18 protein-coding genes are annotated in these 24,104 nt (G+C 71.6%); 5 read left to right on the top strand and 13 right to left on the bottom strand.

Annotated elements, in window-relative coordinates; translation table 11 throughout:
- Positions 1-13: 13 nt before the first annotated feature.
- The 5 genes from ACZ68L_RS14955 to ACZ68L_RS14935 all read right to left on the bottom strand — a co-directional run bounded on the left by ACZ68L_RS14955 (position 14) and on the right by ACZ68L_RS14935 (position 8,112).
- Positions 14-1,609, bottom strand: coding sequence for a nitroreductase family protein (locus tag ACZ68L_RS14955; protein ID WP_469577200.1), 1,596 nt, complete (start codon positions 1,607-1,609; stop codon positions 14-16).
- 14 nt (positions 1,610-1,623) lie between these two features.
- Positions 1,624-3,804, bottom strand: a complete 2,181-nt coding sequence (locus ACZ68L_RS14950) for a TOMM precursor leader peptide-binding protein (RefSeq protein WP_469577199.1) — start codon at positions 3,802-3,804, stop codon at positions 1,624-1,626.
- Positions 3,805-3,925: 121 nt separating this feature from the next.
- The gene (locus tag ACZ68L_RS14945) at positions 3,926-4,084 is read right to left on the bottom strand and encodes a hypothetical protein (protein WP_469577198.1); all 159 of its coding nucleotides are present in this window, start codon (positions 4,082-4,084) and stop codon (positions 3,926-3,928) included.
- 157 nt (positions 4,085-4,241) lie between these two features.
- Complete coding sequence (locus ACZ68L_RS14940; protein ID WP_469577196.1) at positions 4,242-6,464, bottom strand: TOMM precursor leader peptide-binding protein; 2,223 nt, start codon at positions 6,462-6,464, stop codon at positions 4,242-4,244.
- Between the two features lie 622 nt (positions 6,465-7,086).
- Complete coding sequence (locus tag ACZ68L_RS14935) at positions 7,087-8,112, bottom strand: ATP-dependent 6-phosphofructokinase (RefSeq protein WP_351074711.1); 1,026 nt, start codon at positions 8,110-8,112, stop codon at positions 7,087-7,089.
- A gap of 305 nt (positions 8,113-8,417) precedes the next feature.
- Between ACZ68L_RS14935 and pta the strand changes: the two genes are divergently transcribed.
- From pta to pyk, 3 genes are all read left to right on the top strand, one after another.
- Positions 8,418-10,550, top strand: a complete 2,133-nt coding sequence (gene pta / locus ACZ68L_RS14930) for a phosphate acetyltransferase (protein WP_469577193.1) — start codon at positions 8,418-8,420, stop codon at positions 10,548-10,550.
- Positions 10,547-11,797, top strand: a complete 1,251-nt coding sequence (locus tag ACZ68L_RS14925) for an acetate kinase (RefSeq protein WP_469577191.1) — start codon at positions 10,547-10,549, stop codon at positions 11,795-11,797. Before pta ends, ACZ68L_RS14925 begins: the two co-directional genes overlap by 4 nt.
- Before the next feature lie 74 nt (positions 11,798-11,871).
- Positions 11,872-13,302 carry a pyruvate kinase gene (gene pyk, locus ACZ68L_RS14920; protein ID WP_469577189.1) on the top strand — a complete coding sequence of 477 codons (1,431 nt, stop codon included), beginning with the start codon at positions 11,872-11,874 and terminating at the stop codon, positions 13,300-13,302.
- A gap of 274 nt (positions 13,303-13,576) precedes the next feature.
- Here the strand turns inward: pyk and ACZ68L_RS14915 are convergent, their stop codons facing one another.
- The 4 genes from ACZ68L_RS14915 to ACZ68L_RS14900 all read right to left on the bottom strand — a co-directional run bounded on the left by ACZ68L_RS14915 (position 13,577) and on the right by ACZ68L_RS14900 (position 17,799).
- Positions 13,577-14,911, bottom strand: a complete 1,335-nt coding sequence (locus ACZ68L_RS14915) for a hypothetical protein (RefSeq protein ID WP_469577187.1) — start codon at positions 14,909-14,911, stop codon at positions 13,577-13,579.
- Entirely contained in the window at positions 14,901-15,467 is a 567-nt protein-coding gene (locus ACZ68L_RS14910; protein WP_469577185.1) for a DUF6114 domain-containing protein, read from the bottom strand. The genes ACZ68L_RS14915 and ACZ68L_RS14910 overlap by 11 nt, the downstream gene beginning before the upstream one ends.
- Before the next feature lie 97 nt (positions 15,468-15,564).
- Complete coding sequence (locus ACZ68L_RS14905) at positions 15,565-16,221, bottom strand: DUF6230 family protein (protein ID WP_469577181.1); 657 nt, start codon at positions 16,219-16,221, stop codon at positions 15,565-15,567.
- Between the two features lie 600 nt (positions 16,222-16,821).
- The gene (locus tag ACZ68L_RS14900; RefSeq protein WP_469577179.1) at positions 16,822-17,799 is read right to left on the bottom strand and encodes a tetratricopeptide repeat protein; all 978 of its coding nucleotides are present in this window, start codon (positions 17,797-17,799) and stop codon (positions 16,822-16,824) included.
- Between the two features lie 317 nt (positions 17,800-18,116).
- Here ACZ68L_RS14900 and ACZ68L_RS14895 point away from each other — a divergent pair, with 317 nt between their 5' ends.
- Complete coding sequence (locus ACZ68L_RS14895) at positions 18,117-18,746, top strand: TetR/AcrR family transcriptional regulator (protein ID WP_469577177.1); 630 nt, start codon at positions 18,117-18,119, stop codon at positions 18,744-18,746.
- A gap of 117 nt (positions 18,747-18,863) precedes the next feature.
- On the opposite strand, the gene ACZ68L_RS14890 is transcribed toward ACZ68L_RS14895, so the two are convergent.
- From ACZ68L_RS14890 to ACZ68L_RS14875, 4 genes are all read right to left on the bottom strand, one after another.
- Positions 18,864-20,564 (bottom strand): acyl-CoA mutase large subunit family protein, encoded by a 1,701-nt coding sequence (locus ACZ68L_RS14890; RefSeq protein ID WP_469577175.1) that lies wholly within the window; start codon positions 20,562-20,564, stop codon positions 18,864-18,866.
- 107 nt (positions 20,565-20,671) lie between these two features.
- Complete coding sequence (locus ACZ68L_RS14885) at positions 20,672-21,004, bottom strand: DUF3817 domain-containing protein (RefSeq protein WP_469577173.1); 333 nt, start codon at positions 21,002-21,004, stop codon at positions 20,672-20,674.
- Between the two features lie 63 nt (positions 21,005-21,067).
- Positions 21,068-21,577 (bottom strand): MarR family winged helix-turn-helix transcriptional regulator, encoded by a 510-nt coding sequence (locus ACZ68L_RS14880; RefSeq protein WP_469577171.1) that lies wholly within the window; start codon positions 21,575-21,577, stop codon positions 21,068-21,070.
- 10 nt (positions 21,578-21,587) lie between these two features.
- On the bottom strand, positions 21,588-22,955 hold the full coding sequence (locus ACZ68L_RS14875) for an MFS transporter (protein ID WP_469577169.1): 1,368 nt from the start codon (positions 22,953-22,955) through the stop codon (positions 21,588-21,590).
- Between the two features lie 77 nt (positions 22,956-23,032).
- Here ACZ68L_RS14875 and ACZ68L_RS14870 point away from each other — a divergent pair, with 77 nt between their 5' ends.
- On the top strand, positions 23,033-24,031 hold the full coding sequence (locus ACZ68L_RS14870) for an ArsR/SmtB family transcription factor (RefSeq protein WP_469577168.1): 999 nt from the start codon (positions 23,033-23,035) through the stop codon (positions 24,029-24,031).
- Positions 24,032-24,104 lie beyond the last annotated feature (73 nt).

Below are 24,104 nucleotides of genomic sequence, written 5' to 3'. Positions count from 1 at the left end.
GAGGGATACGGGATCAGCAGAGGCGGTCGTCGAGCCGGGCCTCCCCCGGCAGCAGGTGCCCGAGGAACAGGCAGAGGGTGGTGCGCAGTCCGGGGTCCTCGCCCGTGAGGGCCTCGTCGACGGCGCGGGCGTCCATTCCGAGGGCCATTCCGCAGCCGAGTCCGTCCGCCTGCGCGGCAAGGTGGAGCAGCTGGGCGCTCGCCCCGGCCTCGGCGTGCGCGGCCCGGTAGGCGCGCGGCCCGAACGCGGCAAGGGCACGGGCCGGGCGCCAGGCGAGGGCCAGGAACACGGCGGCGTGCGTGACGGCGTAGTTCCGCATCGCGTAGTCGCCTTGTCCGGGCCGCGTGGGCGTCGCCGTCGAGGTGAGCGGACCGGTGGGGGCGAGGGCGTGCCGGTGGGGGTCGTAGCGGTAGTTGCCGGGCGGGACGCCCTCGACGCGCCGGACGGCGACGAGGATCTCGGTGAGCGGGGTGCCGGGAACGCCGGGGGCGGCGCCGGCCGCGCCGTGCAGTACGTCGGCCAGTTCGGCGGCGGTCAGCGGGGCGCGGGGATCGAGACGGCCGTTGGCGGACCTGCGGGCGGACAGCACGCTACCCAGGTCGGCGCCGGGCGGGCGGGGCGCGGGGAGCGGCACGGCGGGGGCGGACGTCCCGGGGGCCGGGGGTTCCGGCGGCGGTGCCGGGTCCGGGGCGGTGCGCGCCGTCGCCCGCCGTACCGCTTCGGCGGCCGGGAAGACGCGGGTACGGCGCGAGGTCTCGCCCGGCCGTGCGCGCCAGGAGGCCGCGCCGGTCGCGGCGACGGGCGCGGCACGGCGGGCGGCGGACCCGGTGGCGGGGTGCGGTCGCTGCCAGGCCAGGGGAAGCACGGCGTGCACCGATTCCTCGGCCGGGTCCAGGCCCAGCGCGGCGTTCAGCGCGTGCTCGTCGAACCAGAGGCGGGGGGCGGCCTCGACGCCGACGGCACGGGACAGAGCCGTCCAGGTGCCCAGGAGCACACCGATGTCGTGGGTGGCGACGTGGTAGGAGAAGCCGCCGTACTTGAACGCCGTCTTCCAGGGGCGGACCGTGCACACCAGGTAGCCGCCCGAGGCGTCGTCGACGGCGCCCGTGTCCGGGTGCTGGTCCGGCGGCAGCGCGGCGCGGACCGCCGCCGTCAGGTCGCCCGTGGCGAGCCGGGCCAGGGCGTGATGGCCGCTGTCATAGTGCAGGAGGCCGGGCGCGACGGGCAGACCGGGCGCGGGCAGCCAGTACAGCTCCCAGGGGTAGTTGGCCCCGCCGGACGGGGTGCCGCGGCCCCAGGCGGCGGTGCGCAGGCGGGTGCGCTGGAGGCCGTCGAGGTTCCAGTCGATCTGCCAGCGCCGGGACAGCGGGCCCGCGGCCAGGTGCAGGGTCTCGGCGAGCAGGTCGAGGGTGAAGCCGTCGAGGGCGGCCGGCTCGCGGCGGGCGAGGCTCGCGGGAGGCAGGGCGATGCGCGGGGCGCCCGGGTGACGGGTGTGCGGGGACGGCCGGTCGTGCCAGTCGGGGGCGAAGCCGTCGGGGTCCATCGCCCCGCGCGACCGGTCGCGTACCGCGTCGACATAGGCCAGCACGGTGTCGGTGTCCGTTGCCACGGTGGTCCTCTCGGTCACAGGAACGGGTGCGGGTGACGATGGATGTCCTGCTCGCCGAGCGGTTCGGCGCGCTTGCCCGCGCGCCATGCCGCGGTGCGCAGCCGGTCGGTGTTCAGGACGCGCTGGTAGTGCCAGCCGAAGTCGATGGGGACGAGCCCGGGTGCGATGACGGCGGCGGTCCGTACCCCGGCGGCCTCCTGCTCGGGACAGGTCTGCTCGACCACGATCACGTCGTCGGCGACCTCGCGCACCAGGTCGACGCAGTGGCGCAACTGGTCGGCGAGGTCGGTGTGCCGGGGCCGTCGCCAGTCGGCGAACGTCTCGTCGAGGGTGCGCAGCACGGTGCGCGGGCGGTGCAGGAAGGGGACGTGCGCGGCCATCTCCGGCAGCCCGTACAGCATCCCGTGCTGTCGCAGGTCGGTCAGGGTGCCGTAGTCCGCGGCCAGCGAACGCAGTTCGTCCTCGACGCCGCGTACCCGTTCGTCGAAGCCCGGCAGGTAGCTGGCGACCTCGCGGACGGCGGTCAGCGCGGCACCGCGCGGGTCGTGGTCGATGCCCGCCGACAGACAGAGGTTGCCCGGCCCCGGGGTGCGCCGGACCGCCGCGCACAGCACGATCGGGATCGGCAGGTCCAGCCGCAGATCGAACAGGCGGACGTCGTAGCCCAGCGCGTGCATCCGGTCGATCGCGGCGGCCGTACGGGGGTCGGCGCAGCTCGCCGGGTCGATCTCGGGCAGGGCGGCGGCCGAGTACCAGGCCACGGTGAAGGCGTCCCGCTCGACGAGTTCGAGCAGTCCGTGCAGGGCCGCCTCCTCCAGGCAGCCGCCGGTCGCGCAGCCGCTGGAGGAGCCGACGAGGAACTGTTCCCCCAGGCGCTGCGGGCCGTAGTAGGCGAGCTGGGCGGGGACCAGGAGGGGGCCGCCGCGGGCGAAGGAATGGCCCCAGACCCAGTCGATCTCGCGGTCGGGCCGGAAGGGGGCGAGGGACCTGCCGTGGTCCCGGGTGTAGAAGTCGGGCGGGTACAGAACGGTGTCGCGCGGGTCGAGGGCGGGTCCCCGGACGGCGGCCCCGGCCTGCCCGTCCGGACGGCGGGCGCCCTCGGGGGCGGAGGCATGGGCGGGATCCTCGTCGTCGGACCGACCGGGCCCGTCGAGGTCGGCGAACGCGGCGCGCAGGGCGGGGCCGCGGCTGAGGGGGCGCTGTCCCGCGTACCGTTCGAGCCCTTCGAGCAGGCCGAGCGCGAGACTCTCCCGGTAGGTGTCGGCGTGCCCGCCCCAGGTGATCTCGTACAGCGTGGCCCGCTCCGTCGTCCGCCCGCCGAGCCGCAGAAGACCGCTGACCGGGGCGTTGATGCCGACGGAGAGGCGGTTGAAGCCCGCCCCGGCGGCGAGCGCGCCGCACAGACGGTTGGCCAGCGCGTCGGTCGGCAGCCGGTACGCGCTCCAGTGGGCGAGCCGGGTCGCGCCCGGGTGCGGCACGGGCCGGGAACGCGGGAAGCCGTGCGCGGTGGGCGGCTCGTCGACGCGTGCCTCGGCGCACTCGGGACAGCCCTGGTGGGCGAGGAGCGGAAATCGGGTGATCGCGCCGGAGCCGAGATCGATCTCCAGTACATCGGCACTCCGGCCGGTGTCGCTGCCGGTGTCGGTGTCGGGTGTCGCGGTACGGCGGTGCCAGGCCTCGGCGAGGTCGGAGAGGGCGGCGACCACGGACGGCACGCCCCATTCGGCCGGCACCGGGCTGCCGGGGCCGGCCACCACGTACGCGCCACCCCGCTCCAGCGCCTCGCGCTCACGCTCCGGCCGTACGGTGGCCCAGCGGCGCCGCAGACAGGCGGCGCAGGGGCGGGGCGCGCGGCTCGCGTCGTGGGCGGGACCGACCAGGACGGTGTCGCCGTAGAGGTGGACCGGCAGGACGAGCGGGGCCGGGTGCGATACGGGTCCGGCGGACCGGTCGGAGACGGACCGGCCTGAATCGGACCGGTCGGAAACGGGTCGGCCGGAATCGCGCCGGTCCACCGTCAGGCCCAGCGCGCGGACCGGCACATCGGCCCCCCGCAGGGGATCGCATCGGCCCGGGAGGCCGTCGAGCCGCGCCAGTTGCGCGTGCAGGGCGAGCCGGAACTCTTCGAGACGGTGGTCCAGCGCGGTTCCGGTGGGAAGGGTCGTGAGGGACGTGAGGGACGTGCTGTGTGTCACGGGCGACCAGTCTCTTCGTGAGGGCGCCGTGGCGGCCCGGCCCGTGAGGCCCGGACCGCCACGGCTCACACCGTTGCTAGCAGAGGGCTTCGGCCGTCAGGCGGAAGCCTGCTGTCCTCGCTCAGGCACCTTCGCCGATCGGGGTGCCCGAGGTGGAGCAGCAGCTGTTGGTGCTGCCCGTGCAGGACCAGGCGAGCAGGGTCGGGTCGTTCTCCGCGCCGACGACCTCGACCTGGAAGGTCTCGGCGGACAGGTCGGCGAAGTCGTTGTTCGTACCCATGATGTTTCTCCTTTTTAGGGATATGCGGATATACAGACGTGCGACGTAGACATGTCGACGTACGGGATGTTCCGCATGTGCTGGATGTGCTGACTCGGGCGGGGTGCCCGAGCCCTCCCCGTGCTCGGCACGGGGAAGTCGGGAGGGGTGCGCCGGCTCAGTCCTGCGGCCGAGGCACCGGTGGCGTGACGAACACGCGCCCGGCGAGGACGACGGCGGAGCCGTCCGGGGCGGAAGGCAGGGCCGCCGGGGCCAGCGGGAGCAGCAGGACGTCACGACCGCGGGCCGCGAGCAGGGCGACGACCCGGTCGGGGTCCGTGCCGCCCGGCTCCGCGTCCGGCCGGTCCGCGGGCTGCGCCGGTGCTCCGAGCGGTACGCAGTCCACGGCGGGCCAGTGCGCGGGGCACAGGACGGTTCCGGGGCCGTCCGGGTGGGCGTACGGGTCGGACTGCTCGGCCCGGCCGGCCAGTTCGAGCAGAGCCGCGCCGACGGCCGCCCGGCGCGTCGGGCCCGCCGCCGCGACCTGGAGGACGCGCCCCTCGGTCTCGTAGCGGGCGGCGACCACGTCCGTGACGTCTCCGTCGTCGTCGGGGTCCCTGAGGGACTGGACGCGCAGCACACCGGTGCGCCCCAGGGCGAGCGCGAGCGGTGCGTGCAGGGCGTCGATGTCGCGGGCGGCGTCGACCGGTTCGGCGAGGACCGCCCCGTCGAGCCAGTCGTCGAGCCGCTCGGCCAGGAGCATCGAGGTCAGCGCGGCGCCGATGACCTCCCGGGCGGTCGCTCCGGCGCCGAATCCCGCGATCGCGGTGGGGCCGTCCGCGACCGGCCGGTCCAGCGGCACCCATACGGTGGCGTCGTCGCGCAGGCGCAGCGCGGGTGTCCAGGGCCTCGGCGGGTCGTCGGCGGTCGCGGCGGCGAGGGCGGCGTCGTCCGGACGGCCCGGCGGCACCGTCCGCGCCACCACCGCGCCCTCGGAGCGCAGCAGGGCAGCCGTGGTGCGGCTCACGGGCACGGGAGAGGGGGCGTGGGCGGCGGCATGGCGCAGGGCGCGTTCGACGGCGTCGGCACGGGCGTCGAGGGAGGTGCCGACGCTGAACCCGTACACGTCGGTCGCGGCGGACGCCGCGGTGAGCAGCCGGGCCGCGCGCAGGGGCGCCTGAGGCAGATCGTCGTCGTCGAACGCGCGCAGCAGACCGGTGGTCGGGGCGAGGACCGCGCTGTAGCGGGCCGTCCGCTCCTCCGCGCTTTCGGCGAGGTCGGCATCGCCATTATGAAATGCCTTGAGTCCGACTGATTCTTCGTATTCCTGCGGCCCGCAGCAAGGGCAGTCCGCGCGAAGCGGAATCAACTCGCGCCACGTTTCGAGATTTTCCGAGTCCTGGACGACCACGGCACCGACGAGATCGGAGTCCAATGCGCCCGAGAGGAATTTGAAGAGTTCCGTGGCCAATTCACTGCCGATGGCGGAATCCACGATCGCCGTGAGCGCGGAATTCCCGGCCGGGGGTGCCGGTGCGGCGAAGAGCCGGTGGTGGACGGCGGTCGGCGACTCGTCCCGCAGTATCCGGGCGACCAGCTCGTCCGAGGCGTTCGCGGCGAGCTGCAGCCGCAGGCAGTCCCAGCAGGCCGATCCGCCGTCGGGCGCGGCCAGCGGCCCCTTGACGACGATCCGCCCATGGCCGCGGGCGGCGAGGAAGGCGGCGCCCGCGGCGCGGGCGAGACCGGCCAGCGGACCGGTCAGTGCCCCGGGCACCCCGTGCGCGGTGGCCAGGACGGCGGTCGGCCGCCAGGCGGCCACCTGGTCCGTCCAGTCGCCGGCCCAGTCCGGCGACAGCCCTTCCACCTGCGCGGACACCCCGGCTGCGGCCAGGGCGCGCACCTCTTCCCCGAGGGCCCGTGTGCCGTCCGGGTCGGTGGCACAGGGGCCGAGCAGCGCGATCCGCGTGACGCCGTTGCGCAGCAGGGTGCGGGCCGCCGTGAGCGCCCCGGCCCCCGCACCGGCGATGACGACCCGCGCGTCCCGCACCCGGCGCAGCGCCGCACGGGGCGTGTCGGTGTGATGGGAGAGGAAGGCGAGCTGCGGGGCGAAGCGGGTCCGCTCGGCGGCGTCGAGCAGAGCGTCGCCCTCTGTGGCGAGTGTCCGCACGAACCCGTGGTCGGCGAGGTGGCGCACCAGGCCGGTGAGCGTTCCGGTGCGCGCCTCGTCCAGTCCGGCGCACAGTTCGCGCAGGGTGGTTCCGGCGGAAAGCACCGGGGCGAGCCGGCTCAGCCAGGCATACGCGGACGGGCTCTTGATGAAGAGGTCGCCCCGACCGCCCCTCAGGAATACCCCGTCCTCGGCCTCGATCAGAACGGAGTCCTGCCGAAGAAATATGCGCACGTCGGAAAGTAATTCTTCCCGCTCATTCATCGACGACACAGGCTCCCCCATCCGGTTGCCTTGGCGAACTGTCACGACGAAAAAGTAGCACTTTACTCGCGAGTTTATTTCCGGGATATCAACCAGAAGATCATCAACTTTTTGACAGCGGTTTGGGATGATCACACAGGGGCGGAATTCTCCATTCCGGGTGCGTCGGGTACGCCTTTGGCATTTTCACCCCGCCTACTCGGCGACGCGCCGCACCGGGCGCGACCGCTCGACAACAGCCTGGCGGCGGCCCGGCGACCGCTCGACAACCGCCCGGCGACCGCCCCGCCGCCGTCGCTCGGGCCGGAAGGCGCCCGGAAGTCGAGCGCGAACTCCACCAATCCGCCGAGCACTTGGAGCACGGGCCGGGCCGCCACCATCGCCGCCACCGCCGTCTTCGCCGTCTTCGCCGCCACCGCCGTCTTCGCCACGACCGCGTGGACGGCACCGACGTCCTCTCCGGTGAGCAGATCGCCCCCTGGCCACCAGCGGGAACGACAAACGGCCCCGACCGTCCACGAGGGACAGCCGGGGCCGTCGGCCACTCCTTACGGCGCCGCGGCGCACCACGCCGCAGCCGCGTGGCCCGGGATCAGAAGACCGATTCGGCCTCGTCCATCCGGTCCGCGGGCACCGTCTTGAGCCGGGTGATGGCATCGGCGAGCGGAACCATCTCGATGTCATTGCCGCGCAGGGCCGTCATCCGGCCGAAGTCGCCCCGGTGCGCGGCCTCCACCGCGTGCCAGCCGAAGCGGGTGGCGAGCACCCGGTCGTACGCGGTCGGCGTGCCGCCGCGCTGCACATGACCGAGAATGACCGGCCGGGCCTCCTTGCCGAGCCGGGTCTCCAGCTCGATGGCCAGCCGGTTGCCGATGCCCTGGAAGCGCTCGTGACCGTACTGGTCGATCTCGCCCTTGGCGTACGGCATGGAGCCCTCGGCCGGGTGCGCGCCCTCGGCGACGCAGATGACCGCGAACTTCTTGCCGCGCGCGAAGCGTTCCTCGACCATCTTGACCAGGTCCTCGACCTGGAAGCGGCGCTCGGGAAGGCAGATGCCGTGCGCGCCGCCCGCCATTCCGGACTCCAGCGCGATCCAGCCGGCGTGGCGGCCCATCACCTCGACGACCATGACCCGCTGGTGCGATTCGGCGGTGGTCTTGAGGCGGTCTATGGCGTCGGTGGCTACGCCCACCGCCGTGTCGAAGCCGAAGGTGCGGTCGGTGGCGGAGATGTCGTTGTCGATGGTCTTGGGAACGCCGACGACGGGCATTCCGGCGTCCGACAGCATCCGCGCGGCGGTGAGGGTGCCTTCGCCGCCGATCGGGATCAGCGCGTCCATGCCGTAACGACGGCTCAGCTCGGCGCAGTTCTCGGCGGCCTCGCGCAGCCGGTCGCGCTCCAGCCGGGCCGAGCCGAGGATGGTCCCGCCACGGGCCAGGATGCCACTGACCGCATTGAGGTCGAGGGGGCGGAAGTGACCGTCGAGGAGCCCCTTGAACCCGTCCTCGAAACCGATGACTTCATCGCCGTGACCCACCACGGCTCGGTGCACGACCGACCGGATCACTGCGTTCAGGCCTGGGCAATCGCCGCCTGCGGTGAGAACTCCGATGCGCATCGTGCTGTATCTCCTGCTCGCTAGTGTCGTGCATTTCGGGGGCGACTACAGAATCCCCCGTACCGTGAGCCACAACGATTGTCCCACGTCAGGTCTGGACCTCGCGCTCCCGACCGTCACGGGGTGCCCGCACGGGCGCTCCGCCGGACGCGGCAGTGGATCCGACGCCGGTCCGACCGGACGGGCGGGGGCCTGCACCCCCTGCGCACAGGGCCTTTCGCCCGGCGGGCGGCGCCTCGGCCCCCACAGGTATCGTCGACATGGCAATACCATCCCAAACCGCAAAAATGGACGGGAGAGCACGCGTGACGCGCAGCGTGTACGTGACCGGTATCGACCGGGGAGACGGCCGCCAGGTCGTCGATCTGGGAGTCATGGAGCTCCTGACGCGTCAGGTGGACCGGGTCGGAGTGTTCCGGCCGCTCGTCCACGACGGGCCCGACCGGCTGTTCGAACTGCTGCGGGCCCGCTACCGGCTCCCCCAGGACCCCGCGTCGGCCTACGGCCTGGACTATCACGAGGCGTCCGCGCTCCAGGCGGAACAGGGTACGGACGAGCTGGTCTCCCAGCTCGTCGACCGCTTCCATCAGGTGGCCCAGAAGTACGAGGTGGTGCTGGTCCTCGGTACGGACTTCGCGGCCACCCAGCTGCCCGACGAACTGGCGCTCAACGCCCGTCTCGCCAATGAGTTCGGCGCCTCCGTGATCGCGGTGGTCGGCGGGAAGGGCCAGACCGCGGAGTCCGTACGGGCCGAGGCCCGCAACGCCTACCGCGCGTACACCGGTCTGGGCTGCGACGTCCTCGCCATGGTCGTGAACCGGGTGGCGGCCGAGGACCGCGACGCCATCGCCGAACGGCTGGCGGACCGGCTCCCCGTCCTCTGCTCGGTGCTGCCGGACGACGCCGCGCTCTCCGCGCCGACCGTCACCCAGATCACCGCGGCGCTCGGCGGCACGGTGCTGCTCGGCGACGACTCCGGGCTGGCCAGGGACGCGCTGGACTTCGTCTTCGGCGGCGCGATGCTGCCGAACATGCTGAACGCGCTGACGCCGGGCTGTCTGGTGGTCACGCCCGGGGACCGGGCGGACCTGGTGATCGGCTCACTGGCCGCGCACAGCGCCGGGACCCCGCCGATCGCGGGTGTGCTGCTGACCCTGGACGAACGTCCCGGCGAGGAGATACTCAAGCTGGCCGCGCGACTCGCACCGGGCACCCCGGTCGTCTCGGTGGCCGGCGGCTCCTTCCCCACGGCGGCACAACTCTTCGCGATGGAAGGCAAGTTGAACGCGGCGACGCCCCGCAAGGCGGAGACCGCGCTCGGCCTCTTCGAGCGCCATGTGGACACCGGCGCCCTGCTGGACCGGATCTCGGTGGCCCGCAGCGGCCGTGTCACCCCGATGATGTTCGAGCACGAACTGCTGGAACAGGCCCGCGCCGACCGGCGCCGGGTCGTCCTGCCGGAAGGCACCGAGGAACGGGTGCTGCGCGCCGCCGACGTACTGATGCGCCGCGACGTCTGCGACCTCACGCTCCTCGGTGACCCCGACGTCATCCGTAAGAAGGCCGCCGACCTCGGCATCGATCTCGCCGCCACCCAGCTCATCGACCCGCAGTCCTCCGAACTGCGCCAGGCCTTCGCCGAGCGGTACGCGCAGCTGCGCGCGCATCGCGGGGTCACTCTGGAGCTGGCGTACGACGTCGTCGCGGACGTCAACTACTTCGGCACGCTGATGGTCCAGGAGGGGCTCGCGGACGGCATGGTCTCCGGGGCCGTGCACTCCACCGCGGCGACGATCCGCCCCGCTTTCGAGATCATCAAGACCAAGGGGGCCGCGCCGAGCACGTCCGGCACGGCGGCGGAAGACGGGAAGGCCCCGGCGGACGCCTCGATCGTCTCCTCCGTCTTCTTCATGTGCCTCGCCGACAAGGTCCTGGTGTACGGCGACTGCGCGGTCAACCCGGACCCGGACGCGGAACAGCTCGCGGACATCGCGATCCAGTCGGCCGCCACCGCCGCCCGCTTCGGCGTGGAGCCGCGGATCGCGATGCTGTCGTACTCGACGGGCACCTCGGGGTCGGGCGCCGACGTCGACAAGGTGCGCGAGGCGACGAACCGGGTCCGCGAGAGCCGGCCGGACCTCAGGATCGAGGGCCCCATCCAGTACGACGCCGCGGTGGAGCCGAGCGTGGCCGCGATGAAGCTGCCGGGCTCCGAGGTGGCGGGGCAGGCGACGGTGCTGATCTTCCCGGACCTGAACACCGGCAACAACACCTACAAGGCCGTGCAGCGCTCGGCGGGCGCCGTGGCCGTCGGTCCGGTGCTCCAGGGCCTGCGGAAGCCGGTCAACGACCTGTCCCGGGGCGCGCTGGTCCAGGACATCGTCACCACCGTGGCCATCACGGCGATCCAGGCCCAGAGCGAGGAGCGAACCGCATGACCACCCCGACCGCAGAAGGCCCTTCCGCCGTGGCCGCGCATCGCGTTCTCGTTCTCAACTCCGGTTCGTCGTCGGTGAAGTACCAGCTCCTGGACATGAGCGACCACTCCCGGCTCGCGGCCGGACTGGTCGAACGGATCGGCGAGGAGACCTCCCGGCTGGTGCACACCCCGCTGGTCGGCGGGGGCGCCGAGTCGCGTGAGCGGGTCGGCCCGATCGCCGACCACGAGTCCGCGCTGAAGGCGGCGGCCGAGGAGCTGGCCGCCGACGGGCTGGGCCTGGACTCCCCCGCGCTGGCGGCGATCGGGCACCGCGTGGTGCACGGCGGGCTGCGCTTCACCGAGCCGGTGGTCATCGACGACGAGGTACTGGAGGAGATCGAGCGCCTGGTCCCGGTGGCCCCGCTGCACAACCCGGCGAACATCGTCGGTATCCGTACCGCGCGGGCCCTGCGCCCGGACCTTCCGCAGGTGGCGGTCTTCGACACGGCCTTCCACACCACGATGCCGGAGTACGCGGCGCGGTACGCGATCGACACCGAGACCGCCGACGCGCACCGGATCCGGCGCTACGGATTCCACGGCACCTCGCACGCGTACGTCTCCCGGAAGGCCGCCGAGCTGCTGGGACGTGCCCCCGAGGAGGTCAATGTCATCGTGCTGCACCTGGGCAACGGCGCCTCGGCTTCGGCGGTGGCGGGCGGCCGGTGCGTGGACACCTCGATGGGGCTGACCCCGCTGGAGGGGCTGGTGATGGGGACGCGCTCCGGCGACATCGATCCGGCCGTCACCTTCCACCTCAGGCGGGTGGCGGGGATGTCGACGGACGAGATCGACGAACTGCTCAACAAGAGGAGCGGCCTGCTCGGGCTCTGCGGCGACAACGACATGCGGGAGATCCGGCGCCGGATCGACGCGGGCGACGAGCGCGCGGCGCTGGCGTTCGACATCTACGTGCACCGGCTGAAGAAGTACATCGGCGCCTATTCGGCGGTCCTCGGGCGGGTGGATGCCGTGGTGTTCACGGCGGGGGTCGGGGAGAACTCGGCACCGGTACGGGAGGCTGCGATCGCCGGGCTGGAGGAGCTCGGCCTGGCGGTGGACGCGGATCTGAACGCCGCACGGTCCGGCGCATCGCGGCTGATCTCGCCGGACTACGCACGGGTCGCGGTCGCCGTGGTACCGACGGACGAGGAGCTGGAGATCGCCGTCCAGACCTTCGCGCTCGTCGGACAGGACCACAACTGAGCACCCCCGCGCCCCTTTGTACCTTCCACCAGACGGAATATTCCGTAGCGAAACAAACCGATAGGATCCGCCTCATGCGCCGTTCCAAAATCGTCTGCACACTCGGTCCCGCCGTCGACTCCCACGAGCAGCTCGTCGCTCTGATCGAGGCCGGCATGAGCGTGGCCCGCTTCAACTTCAGTCACGGCAGCCACGAGGAGCACCAGGGTCGTTACGACCGGGTCCGCAAGGCCGCCGCCGAGACCGGCCGTGCGGTCGGTGTCCTCGCCGACCTCCAGGGTCCGAAGATCCGCCTGGCGAAGTTCGCCGAGGGCCCCGTCGAGCTGGTCCGCGGGGACGAGTTCACCATCACCTCGGAGGACGTCCCCGGCGACAAGTCGATCTGCGGCACGACCTACAAGGGTCTGCCCGGCGACGTCGCCAAGGGCGACCCGATCCTGATCAACGACGGCAACGTCGAGCTGAAGGTCGTCGCGGTCGACGGGCCCCGGGTCAGGACCATCGTCATCGAGGGCGGTGTCGTCTCCGACCACAAGGGCATCAACCTGCCCGGCGCGGCGGTCAACGTCCCGGCCCTGTCCGAGAAGGACGTCGAGGACCTGCGGTTCGCCCTGCGGATGGGCTGCGACCTGGTGGCGCTCTCCTTCGTACGGGACGCCAATGACGTCAAGGACGTCCACAAGGTGATGGACGAGGAAGGCCGCCGGGTCCCCGTCATCGCCAAGGTCGAGAAGCCGCAGGCCGTCGAGCACATGGAGGGCGTCGTCATGGCGTTCGACGGTGTGATGGTCGCCCGTGGCGACCTGGCCGTCGAGTACCCGCTGGAGAAGGTCCCGATGGTGCAGAAGCGCCTGGTGGAGCTCTGCCGGCGGAACGCCAAGCCGGTGATCGTGGCGACCCAGATGATGGAGTCGATGATCACCAACTCGCGGCCGACCCGCGCCGAGGCGTCCGACGTCGCCAACGCGATCCTGGACGGCGCGGACGCGGTCATGCTGTCGGCCGAGTCCAGCGTGGGCGCGTACCCGATCGAGACGGTCAAGACGATGTCGAAGATCGTCGTCGCCGCCGAGCAGGAGCTGCTCGCCAAGGGCCTCCAGCCGCTGGTGCAGGGCAAGAAGCCCCGCACCCAGGGCGGTTCGGTGGCCCGTGCCGCCTGCGAGATCGCGGACTTCCTGAACGGCAAGGCACTGGTCGCCTTCACCAAGTCCGGCGACACGGCCCGTCGGCTCTCCCGCTACCGCGCCGCACAGCCCATCCTGGCCTTCACCACGGACGAGTCCACCCGCAACCAGCTCGCCCTGAGCTGGGGCGTCGAGGCCCACGTCGTCCCGCACGTGGACAACACGGACGCGATGGTCGACCTGGTCGACGCGGAACTCCTCAAGCTGGACCGCTACAACGAGGGCGACACGATGGTCATCACGGCCGGCTCGCCCCCCGGCATCCCGGGCACGACGAACATGGTGCGAGTGCACCATGTCGGCGGCGGGGCGCGCGACTGACGCGGCCCGTACCCGTACGGAAAGGCCGGTGGGCCGCGCTCCGGAAGGAGTGCGGCCCACCGGCCTTTGTGCGGCTCCCGAACGGGTCCATGGCGCCCAGCTGTTGGCGCCTGGTGCTGTGGCCGGAAAGGATTGCCGGGAAGCTCGCGGCGTCCGGTGCGGTGCGTCGCACGGCGCAGGACGGCCCTCGTGCCGGACGCACTCGGGCGAGGCGACAACGCGGCGAGGTGCCGTGCCGGACGCCGCGAGCCGGTGCACCCTTCCGGCCCCAGCGCTAGCTGTTGGCGCCGGTGAAGTAGTTGTGCAGCCCGGGGACCTTGAGCGTGCCGCCGAACTGGCCCGCCTGGGTCACCTTGACCTTGGTGAAGAAGGCGAAGGGGACGTTGAGCGGCGGCGGGGTCTGCGGGCTGAACGTCACCGGGATGAGGCCGAAGAGGTTCCCCTTCAGCTCCTCCGTGTACATCGTCACCGTCCCGTCGCGGATGGTGGACGTGGAGCCCTTGCGCGCCTGGACGTGGGCCGTGGTCCCGTTCGGACCGACCGTCAGCTGGTGGAGGTCCTTGATGTCGACGGAGCTCGCGGTGAACTTCAGCACCTTCTTGATGGTGCCGTCCTGCGTCTTCACCTCGACGATGCCCTTGTAGTCGAGCCCGTTGAGGGTGAGCAGCGAGCTGTCCAGGATCCACGGGTCGGTCGGGAGCAGCGGCACACCTGTTTCCAGGTCGGCCGCGGCCAGCGCCTCGGGGTCGGCCGTCGGACACGGGAAGCGCTCCTTGGCGCCGTCCGGGATGTCCGCGTCCTTTTTGACGCCGAGTCCCTTGACGCTGTCGTCGAGCTCCTTGACCGGCTTGCCGGCCTTGTCCGCGGCATCGCGGATGGCGGCGGCGGTCTTGTCGGCGGTCTCCTTCGCGGCGCCCGCGGCCTTCTCCGTGGCCTTCTCCGTGGCCTTCTCCGTGGCCTTCTCCGTGGCCTTCTCCGTGGCCTTCTCCGTGGCCTTCTCCGTGGCCTTCTCCGCCGGCTTGGCGGTGTCGCTCTGCGACGGCTTCGGGGACGCGGTGCTCGGGGACGGGCTCGCCGTGGCCTTGTCCGGTCCGTCGAAGAGGTCCTTCAGCGCGTCGCCGACGCCCAGCGGGTCGAGCGGGTTCGTCGACTTCGTGGGGGTGGGCGAGGCGCTCGGCGCGTCGGCGGCGGGCGCGTCGGCGGCCTTCGCCTCCGCCTCCGGCTTCGCTGCGTCGCTCGCCGACGGGGTCGCCGTGGGCTTCGGCGTCGCCGTGTCGCCCTTGCCACCGGAATCGGTGGCGGACGGGGACGGGGACGGCGACTTCGTCTCCGACGCGGACGGGGACGGGGACTCGCTCGGCTCGTCGGAGCGGGTCACGCAGGGGCCGGGCGCGAAGGGAATGTCCATGGTGTCGTCGGCCAGCGCGAGCTTGGGGGTGAGCCCCATGCCCACGAAGACGGCCGTCGGCATCGCGGCGAGCGCGAAGGCCTTGCCCGCGGGTATGTGCAGCTTCGTCAGCAACGACTTCCGGGGGGCCGCGTGGCGCGGCCCGCTTCTCGTCCGGAGGTTCTCCCCGGTCGAGTTCAGCTGCGTCTCGTCACCCCGCACGATGCCTCCCGCCGTCGACCTCAACTGTCGTGTCGTACTGCTCCGGCTGCTGCTGGGGCACCGCCGCCGTGCTGTGGAACTCGGGTCCGGACCGCGTCCCGGCACCGGCGTCCTCGGACGTCGGCCCCTGGGCACCGGCATCCACGGTGTCGGGCTTCGGTTCGCCCGGGGCCCAGGAGATGGAGAGCGCTCCACCGAGCAGGGAGAACAGGAAGCCGATCAGGAAGCCGCCGATGTTGGCGACCGGTATGGAGATCAGCGCCAGGAGGATCGCGGCGACTCCGGCGAACACTCTCACGATGTGGTGGAACCACATCGTGAGGCCCAGCGTGATCAGCAGGACCCCGATGATCAACGATCCGGCACCCGCGGTCGTGGACATCGCCAGCGTGATGTTGCCGAGGTGCATGTTGGCGTACGGGAAGTACGCGATGGGTAGACCACCCACCATGGTGAACAGGCCCGCCCAGAACGGCCGGTTACCCCGCCAGGTGCGGAATCCCCGCCGGAAGACGCGGAGGTGGTGCTCGTTCTGCCCTGTGGACTCGGGGCTCATGGAAAACAGCTCCCTGGAACCGGTACTGCTGTGAGAAGAGAAGGGGCGGGCGGCCGGAGGTCCGTGGCGGGCACCCCGGCCACCCTGGGCAACTGCCCTAGTAGCAAGGCTTGTCGCCGGACTTCAGCCGCAGGCTCAGGTTGCTGAGCTTGAAGGTGCCGGCGGTGGTCGCCCACGCCGTCTGCTTCACGCCGGTCAGCCTCGCCTCGTCGGCGCGCTGCGCGAAACCGTTCGGGTTCGCCTGAGTGTGAGGCTGGATGCCGATCGACTTAGGGTTGTTCGGGTCCTTGATGAGGGAACCCGCGGCAACACCGATGTCGATGTTCTTGAACGTCGCGTCCGCGTCGAGCTCGGCGACGTCCAGGTACAGGTTGGTCGCCTTGACCGGCTTGTTCGGGTCCGTACCCGCGTTCAGCACCAGCGTGACAGTGCCGAGACCGAACGGAAGGTTCGGAGTGACCACCGACTGGCACATGTTGGTGATCTTGGCGTCGCTGAAGCCGGACACGGCCACGGCGTGCGCCCCGTTCTTGCCCTCGGGGTCCGTGCCGGTGGCCACACTGCCGTACTGCACGAAGTTGTGGCCGACGAGACTGTCCGCACTTACCTTGAAGCTCTGACCGGACACGCTGAACGAAGCCGCGAGCGCACCCTGTGCCAGGCCGACGCCCACCGCTGCGGTCGCCGCCACGCTCGGCACCATGACCAGAGCGAAACGCTTCCATCTGGTGCCGCCACGAACCTGGGAACTCATAATTTTTTTCCTCCTTCTCGGACGTACATCTCCGGTCCGGGCCTCGGCCCGTCCTGGGATGGGAGAAGTGCTACGTCCTCGGAAAGAGAGCGCCGCGCACGGAGGCAGGAACCGCGTCCGAATCACCGGCGATCACCCCCGAGCGACAACCACTGGCCGCGCGTGCGCGCAACCTGTTCGGACAGGCCCTGCCGGACGGCAGGAACCCCCCTGTCCGGAGTCGGCGCCACTGCCGCCGACCCACTCGGTGGGGACCCAACAGGGCCGCCGCGCCGACTGGCAGCCGGGCTGGCGTTATTGGACCGAGCGTGGCCGATCGTGGTGCATTCGCGCCCGTGGCACAAGGGGGTTCGTTACTCGCTAGTAACGGCCCGATAACCGCTGCGCGACCGGCTGGCGTCGCCCGGCCACACAGGGTGGCGCCGAACGAAAGGACGAAAGGGAGAATCGGGGCCCTTATGCGGACAGATCCCGAGGGGTGATTTACTGCGAGTAACAGGCCGCGCCTTTATCAAGATTTGGTAAAGCAGAGGCGTCTCTTATCGCCCGCTCGCGAAAACGGCCGCGGCACCCCGGGGGTGCCACGGCCGCGTTGTCACATCAGAACAAGACCCGTGCCAGCGCCGTGCGCGCGGCGCCGACCCGCGGGTCATCGGGGCCGATCACTTCGAACAGTTCCAGCAGCCGCAGCCGCGCCGTGTCCCGGTCGTCGCCGAAGTGACGGCGCACCGTCTCGACGAGCCGGCCGAAGGCGTCCTCGACATGCCCGCCGACGAGGTCCAGGTCGGCCGCCGCCAGCTGTGCCGCGACATCGGCAGGGTTGTCCGCGGCGTCCTTGCGGACCTGCTGCGGGTCCATGTCCTTGACCCGGGCGAGCAGTTCGGCCTGGGCGAGGCCGAGCTTGGCCTCCGTGTTGGCCGGGTCGTCGGACAGGACGTCCTTGTACGCCTGGATGGCACCGGCGAAGTCACTGGCGTCCAGGGCCTGTACGGCCGATTCGAGCAGGGCGTCGTACGGCCCCGCGGGCGCCTCGGCCGGAGCCTGGTCGGCTTCCTCGGCGGCGGCGTCCTGGTCGACCACGATCCCGGTGAGCCCGAAGCGCTCCTCGCCGACCTGGATCAACTGGTCGAGCGTCTGCCGGATCTGGGCCTCGGGGGCCGCGCCCTGGAAGAGCGGGAGGGCTTGCCCGGCGACGACGGCGAAGACCGCCGGGATGCCCTGGATGCCGAACTGCTGCATCAGCATCTGGTTGGCGTCGACATCGACCTTGGCCAGCACGAAGCGGCCGTTGTACTCACGGGCCAGGCGCTCCAGGAGCGGGCCCAGCTGCTTGCACGGCTCGCACCACTCGGCCCAGAAGTCGATGACGACCGGGACCTCGGCGGAGCGCTGCAGGACATCGCTCTCGAAGCCCGCCTCATCGACATCGATCACCAGGGCGGACGGCGACACGGCACCGCCACCGCCCTGCCGGGCGGCCTCGGCACGGGCCTGCTCCGCCTTCACCTTGGCCTCGCCGGCCGCCTTCACCGCGGCGAGGTCGACGACGCCGCTCATGGACATGTTCCTAGGCTGCATACGTACATCCTCCCCCCTTGGCACGCCGATACGGAAAGCGATACGGGAACCGCACCCGTCCGCGGTCCCCGCCGGCGTGCGGGGGCCAAGGACAGACGCGGTCCGAGGGCCCCTGAAAGACCCGTTCCGGCGCCGGGTCCCCACCCGGTGCCTGTGGCTGTCGTTCGCTCGTGGCGTCACGACGGCACGACCGTCGTCGTTACGCTACGAGCCGTAGCGTAACTGCCGGGCACCCTTCGCGCACACGTACGTTCGGTGATCTGTCTCACGGCGAACGGGGCCGGTCGGTTCTCCTTACTGACCGGTATGGTCGCGGCATGCTGAGCCACGGCCATCCCGAACCCGCTCGAACGGGGCGTCCGCGCAGCGCCGCGGCCGATGAAGCGATCCTGGAGGCGACCAGAGCCTCCCTGGTCGACCTCGGCTGGTCGAAGCTGACGATGGGCGACGTGGCGACGCGGGCCGGAGTCGCCAAGACGACCCTGTACCGGCGGTGGGCGGGTAAGAACGAGCTGGTCGTCGACGCCGTCGCGGTCCTCTTCGACGAGCTGGAACTGCCCGATCTGGGCAGCCTGTCGGCCGATGTGCAGGCGGTGGTGCTGCAGTTCGCCGCGCTGCTGGAGCGCCCGGAGACCCGGACGGCGCTGATGGCGGTGGTCGCGGAGTCGACCCGCGACGAGGCACTGCGGACCCGGATCCGCGACTCGATCGTGGACCGGCAGAAGCGGCTGGTGCTCCAGGGGCGCCAACGCGCCCAGGAACGCGGCGAGTTGCCCGTCGAGCAGGATGAGGCCATGGCGGCGACGACCGCCGATCTGATCTTCGATGTGATCGCCGGCGCGGTCGTGCACCGGGCCCTGGTGAGCGCCGAGCCCGTCGACGCGGACTGGGCCCGGCGCTTCACCGTACTGCTGCTCGCGGGGCTGGGCGCGGCGGCCTCCGCGTAACCGGAGCGGGCCGCGGCGGCCAGGCACGGTGACGCCCCCGTACCGCCTCCGGAGGCGGTACGGGCACCGCGGCCGCGCCCGCCCTCCCCGGAGGCGACAGCGACCGCCGCCGGCCCGTCAGAAGCCGGGTGGCTCCGTGTAGGTGCCCCACTCCTCGCGCAGGACCCCGCAGATCTCACCGAGCGTCGCCTCGGCCCGTACCGCGTCGAGCATCGGCGCGATCATGTTGGAGCCGTCGCGGGCGGCGGCCAGCATCGCGTCCAGCGCCGACTTGACCCGGGCGTCGTCGCGGGCGTCCTTGCGACCGCCGAGCACCCGGACCTGCTCGCGCTCGACCTCGTGGCTGACCCGCAGGATCTCCAGGTCGCCGGTGACCGAGCCGTGGTGGACGTTGACGCCGACGACGCGCTTGTCGCCCTTCTCCAGCGACTGCTGGTACCGGAAGGCGGACTCGGCGATCTCGCCGGTGAACCAGCCGTCCTCGATGCCGCGCAGGATGCCGGAGGTGATGGGCCCGATGGGGTGCTGCCCGTCCGGGTGGGCCCGGGTGCCCCGCTCCTTGATCTGGTCGAAGATCTTCTCGGCGTCGGCCTCGATCCGGTCGGTGAGCTGCTCCACGTACCAGGAACCGCCCAGCGGGTCGGCCACGTTGGCGACGCCGGTCTCCTCCATCAGCACCTGCTGGGTGCGCAGCGCGATCTCGGCGGCCTGTTCGGAGGGGAGCGCCAGGGTCTCGTCGAGGGCGTTGGTGTGCAGCGAGTTGGTGCCGCCCAGGACCGCGGAGAGCGCCTCGACCGCCGTCCGTACGACGTTGTTGTACGGCTGCTGGGCGGTGAGCGAGACACCGGCGGTCTGGGTGTGGAAGCGGAGCCACTGCGCCTTGTCGGTCTTCGCGCCGTACGTCTCCTTCATCCAGCGGGCCCAGATCCGGCGGGCCGCGCGGAACTTGGCGATCTCCTCGAAGAAGTCGAGGTGCGCGTCGAAGAAGAAGGAGAGACCGGGCGCGAAGGTGTCGACGTCCAGCCCGCGGGAGAGGCCGAGCTCCACGTAACCGAAGCCGTCGGCGAGGGTGTACGCGAGCTCTTGCGCGGCCGTCGCCCCGGCCTCGCGGATGTGGTAACCGGAGACGGAGAGCGGCTTGTAGGCGGGGATGTCGCGGGCGCAGTGCTCCATCAGGTCGCCGATGAGGCGCAGATGGGGCTCGGGCTGGAAGAGCCACTCCTTCTGCGCGATGTACTCCTTGAAGATGTCCGTCTGGAGCGTGCCGTTGAGAACGCCCGGGTCGACGCCCTGGCGCTCGGCGGCGACCAGATACATGCAGAAGACGGGGACGGCGGGTCCGCTGATCGTCATGGACGTCGTGACGTCGCCGAGCGGGATGTCCTGGAAGAGGATCTCCATGTCGGCGGCGGAGTCGATGGCCACGCCGCAGTGCCCGACCTCGCCGAGCGAACGCGGGTCGTCGGAGTCGCGGCCCATCAGGGTCGGCATGTCGAAGGCGACGCTGAGCCCGCCGCCGCCCGCGGCGAGGATCATCTTGTAGCGCTCGTTGGTCTGCTCGGCGTTGCCGAAGCCGGCGAACTGGCGGATGGTCCAGGTCCGGCCGCGGTAGCCGGTCGGGTAGAGCCCCCTGGTGAAGGGGTACTCACCGGGCCAGCCGATCCGCTCGAATCCCTCGTACGTGTCCCCCGGGCGGGGGCCGTACGCGGGCTCCACGGGGTCTCCGGAGAGTGTGGTGAAGTCCGCGTCACGCTTGCGGGCCTTGTCGTAACGGGCCTGCCAGCGGCGGCGGCCCTCCTCGATCGCGTCAGCGTCCATACCATCGAATTTACTAGGACGTCCTAGTAAATGTCGATGGCAAACCGCCCGGTGCTTCGCACGGGGCGGTTCGGGTGGTGCGGGGCCGGGGCTCCGGTCCGGGCGGTTCAGGCCTTGACGGTCACGGGGGAACCGTCGGCGACCAGCGGCTCGACCTCGCGGACGACCTTGCGCTCGACGAAGAACGCGGCCGTGGGGATGGTGCCGGAGATCAGCACCCAGAGCAGCTTGCCCATCGGCATCTTCGCCTTGGAGCCCAGGTCGAAGGCGAAGATCAGGTAGATGATGTAGAGCACGCCATGGATCTGGGAGACGACGAGCGTCAGGTCCTTGCCCATGTCGAAGCCGTACTTGAAGACCATGCAGGTGCAGAGCACCAGCAACATGACTGCGGTGACGTAGGCCATCACCCGGTACCGGGTCAGCACACTGCGTTTCATGGAATCGAGCGTAACCGGACGCCCTGGGCGATCTTGCAGCGGGCCGGGCCTCGAAATGTTGTCCTACGGCTCCTCGAAATCCTGGGCCGCGATCCGCAGCGGCCGCAGCACGGCGAAGATCTCCGCGCACTCCTCGGCGTCGTACACCCCGAGCCCGAACTCCATGGCGACCAGGTCCTTGGTCGCCGCCTCGACGACCTCACGGCCCTTGTCGGTGATGGAGGCGAGGGTTCCGCGGCCGTCGTTCGGGTTGGGACGCTTGGCGACCAGTCCGGAGCGCACCAGCCGGTCCACGGTGTTGGTGACGGAGGTCGGGTGGACCATGAGCCGCTGACCGATCTTGGACATCGGCAGCTCGCCCGCCTTGGAGAAGGTGAGCAGCACCAGTGCCTCGTACCGCGCGAAGGTCAGTCCGTACGGCTTGACGACCGCGTCGACCTCGGCGAGCAGGATCTGCTGCGCGCGCATGATCGAGGTGATCGCCCCCATCGAGGGCACCGGGCCCCAGCGCTGCTGCCAGAGTTCGTCGGCGCGGGCGATGGGATCGAAGGGGAGACTGAGCGGCTTCGGCACGGCATCGACCTTACCCACTGGTCATATGCTGGTCAGCCCCGTCTCGAACTTCGGTCCGAATGCGGTCGGCGGATGCGGTCCTCCTGACCTCCAGGACGAGCGGCAGCAGGCAGAGGGTCCCGACCGCGCCGGCTCCGGCCACCACCTGATGGACGGGGAGGAATTCGGCGGCGAGCCCGGCGAGGGCCATGCCGACGCCCTGGAGCGTCATCAGCCCGGCGGTGAGCAGGGTCATGGCCCGGCCGCGCAGCGCCTGCGGGACGGCCTCGACGAACCACTGGTCGAGGCCGATGACGTACGCCGCTCCCGCCCCGGCCAGCGCCAGCGCCGGGACCGCCGTGATCAGGCCGGGCCGGAAGCCGTACACCAGCAACGGCAGCAGTCCCACGGCGGCGGCCGGCAGCACGATCAGGGAGCGCAGCCGGGGAGGCAGCGCGCTGCCCACGTACAGTTCGGCGGCGATCTGGCCGACCGGCATCGCGCACATCAGCAGCCCCAGCGCGGCCGGCCCGATCCCGATCTCGTCCGCGTACGGGGCGGCGAGCGCCTCCGGTGCGACGACGAACAGCGGAGGCACCCAGAAGAGCAGCATCAGCGCGCGGATCCTGCGGTTGCCGAGGAGGCCGCGGGCTCCGGCGAGCGACTCCTTGAGCAGGGCGCCGCCGCCGTCCCCGTCGGACCTGGCGGGCCGGTTCCGGGTGCCGAAGCGGAGCAGGGCCGCCGAGCAGAGGAACGTCACGGCGGTGACGGTGATCGCACCGCGCGGGGACAGTGCGGCGAGCAGCACCCCGCCCACGCCGAAACCGGCGAGCATCGCGCTCTGCGAGACGATCCGCAGCAGCGAGCGGCCGAGGACGTAGAGGTCGCCCTCGCCCAGGATCTCGGTGAGCGCGGCCATCCGCGTCCCGGTGAAGACGGGCGAGACCGCGGCGATCAGACACCGCAGCGCGAGCAGTCCGCCGACCGGGGTGCCCGGCAGCACCATCACCGCGACGCATCCCGCGCAGATCAGATCGCAGGTGACGAGGACGCGGCGGGCCGGGTACCGGTCGGCGACCCCGGCGAAGAGCGTGCCCCCGACGAGGTACGGGAGGAAGCCCAGCGCGAAGGTGAGCGCGCTGAGCAGGGGCGAGCCGGTGAGCCCGTACACGAGGACGGTGAGGGCGAGTTCGCTGACGACGACGCCGAGGAGGGAGAGCAGATGCGCGGCGAAGACCGCCCGGAACTCCCGCACGGCGAAGACGGCGCCGTAGCCGGGGCGGGCCGGAGCGGCCGGGGCGGCCGGAGCGGCCGGAGCGGCCGGGGCAGTGGATCGGTGCGGGGGCGGGGCCTTCACGTCGCGCGTGCGCTCCGCCGGGGTTTCGCTGTCTGACGGCATGGGCGCAGCCTGCTGGGCCGCAGCGGTTCTCCCTAGACTTTCGGCCCACGCCGAAACTTCGCGAGCGGGGGCCGTACGTGTCGTTCCATCTGCACCTCGACGAGAGCGACCTGCTCCGCTGCCGGTTCGCGCTCTCGCCCCTCTGGGAGACCCAGGCCGCCGTGCGGGTGCTGGCCCAGCCCGAACGGCACGGGTATCACCTGCCGTGGCTCCGGCTGATCCGGGACGCGGCCTCCGGGCTCGATCTCCGGCCGCTGTGGCTGCTCATGGCGCGGCACGGGCACAGCCCGGACTTTCTCAGCCCTCCGCCGACCGGGCCGGTCACCACGTTCGAGGAGGAGATCGCGAGCGTGCGGTCCGTCGATCCCGAACTCGCCCGCCAGGACCTCACGCCGGCGCTGGCGAACCGGCCGGAGGTGCTGCACTCCCCCATCGGGCGGGCCATGCTCGCCGATCCCGCCCGGACCGTCCAGGAACTGGCCGATCTGCTGGAGCAGGCCTGGCGGGTGCTGATCGAGCCGCACTGGCCGCGGCTGCGCGCCCTGCTGGAGGCGGACATCGCGTACCACTCGCGGCGGCTCGCCGCGGTCGGCTTCGAGCGGTTGCTGGAGGAGCTGAGCCCCCAGCTGAGCTGGTCGGGGTCGACGGTCACCATCGTCGGGCTGCACGGCCGGCACACCCGGGTGCTCGGCGGGCAGGGGCTCGTCCTGATCCCCAGCGTCTTCTGCTGGCCGGACGCGGCCAGCGGCTTCGCGCCGCCGTGGCAGCCGGCCATCGTCTATCCGGCCCGCGGGATCGGCGGGCTGTGGACGGAGCCCGCCGACCGCACCCCGCAGGTGCTCGCGCGGCTGCTCGGCCGGGGCCGGGCCGATGTCCTGTGCGCGCTCGACGAACCGGCCGGGACGAGCGCGCTCGCGCGACGACTGGGCCTCGCACCCTCCTCGGTGTCGGAGCATCTGTCGGTGCTGCGTGCGGCGGGACTGCTCACTTCGCGCAGGTACGGACATCAGGTGCTGTACGAGCGGACGCCGCTCGGGATCGCGCTGGCGTCGGCGGAACAACGCGCGCGGGAATGAGTTCTGGGGGGCGGTACGACGGGGTGGCCGATGCGTCGGCGGAGCACCGCGCGGGAAGGGGACGAGCCCCCGG

It is taken from the genome of Streptomyces sp. NPDC104309, from assembly GCF_055584025.1.
This window is presented reverse-complemented; position numbering and strand designations above follow the sequence as displayed.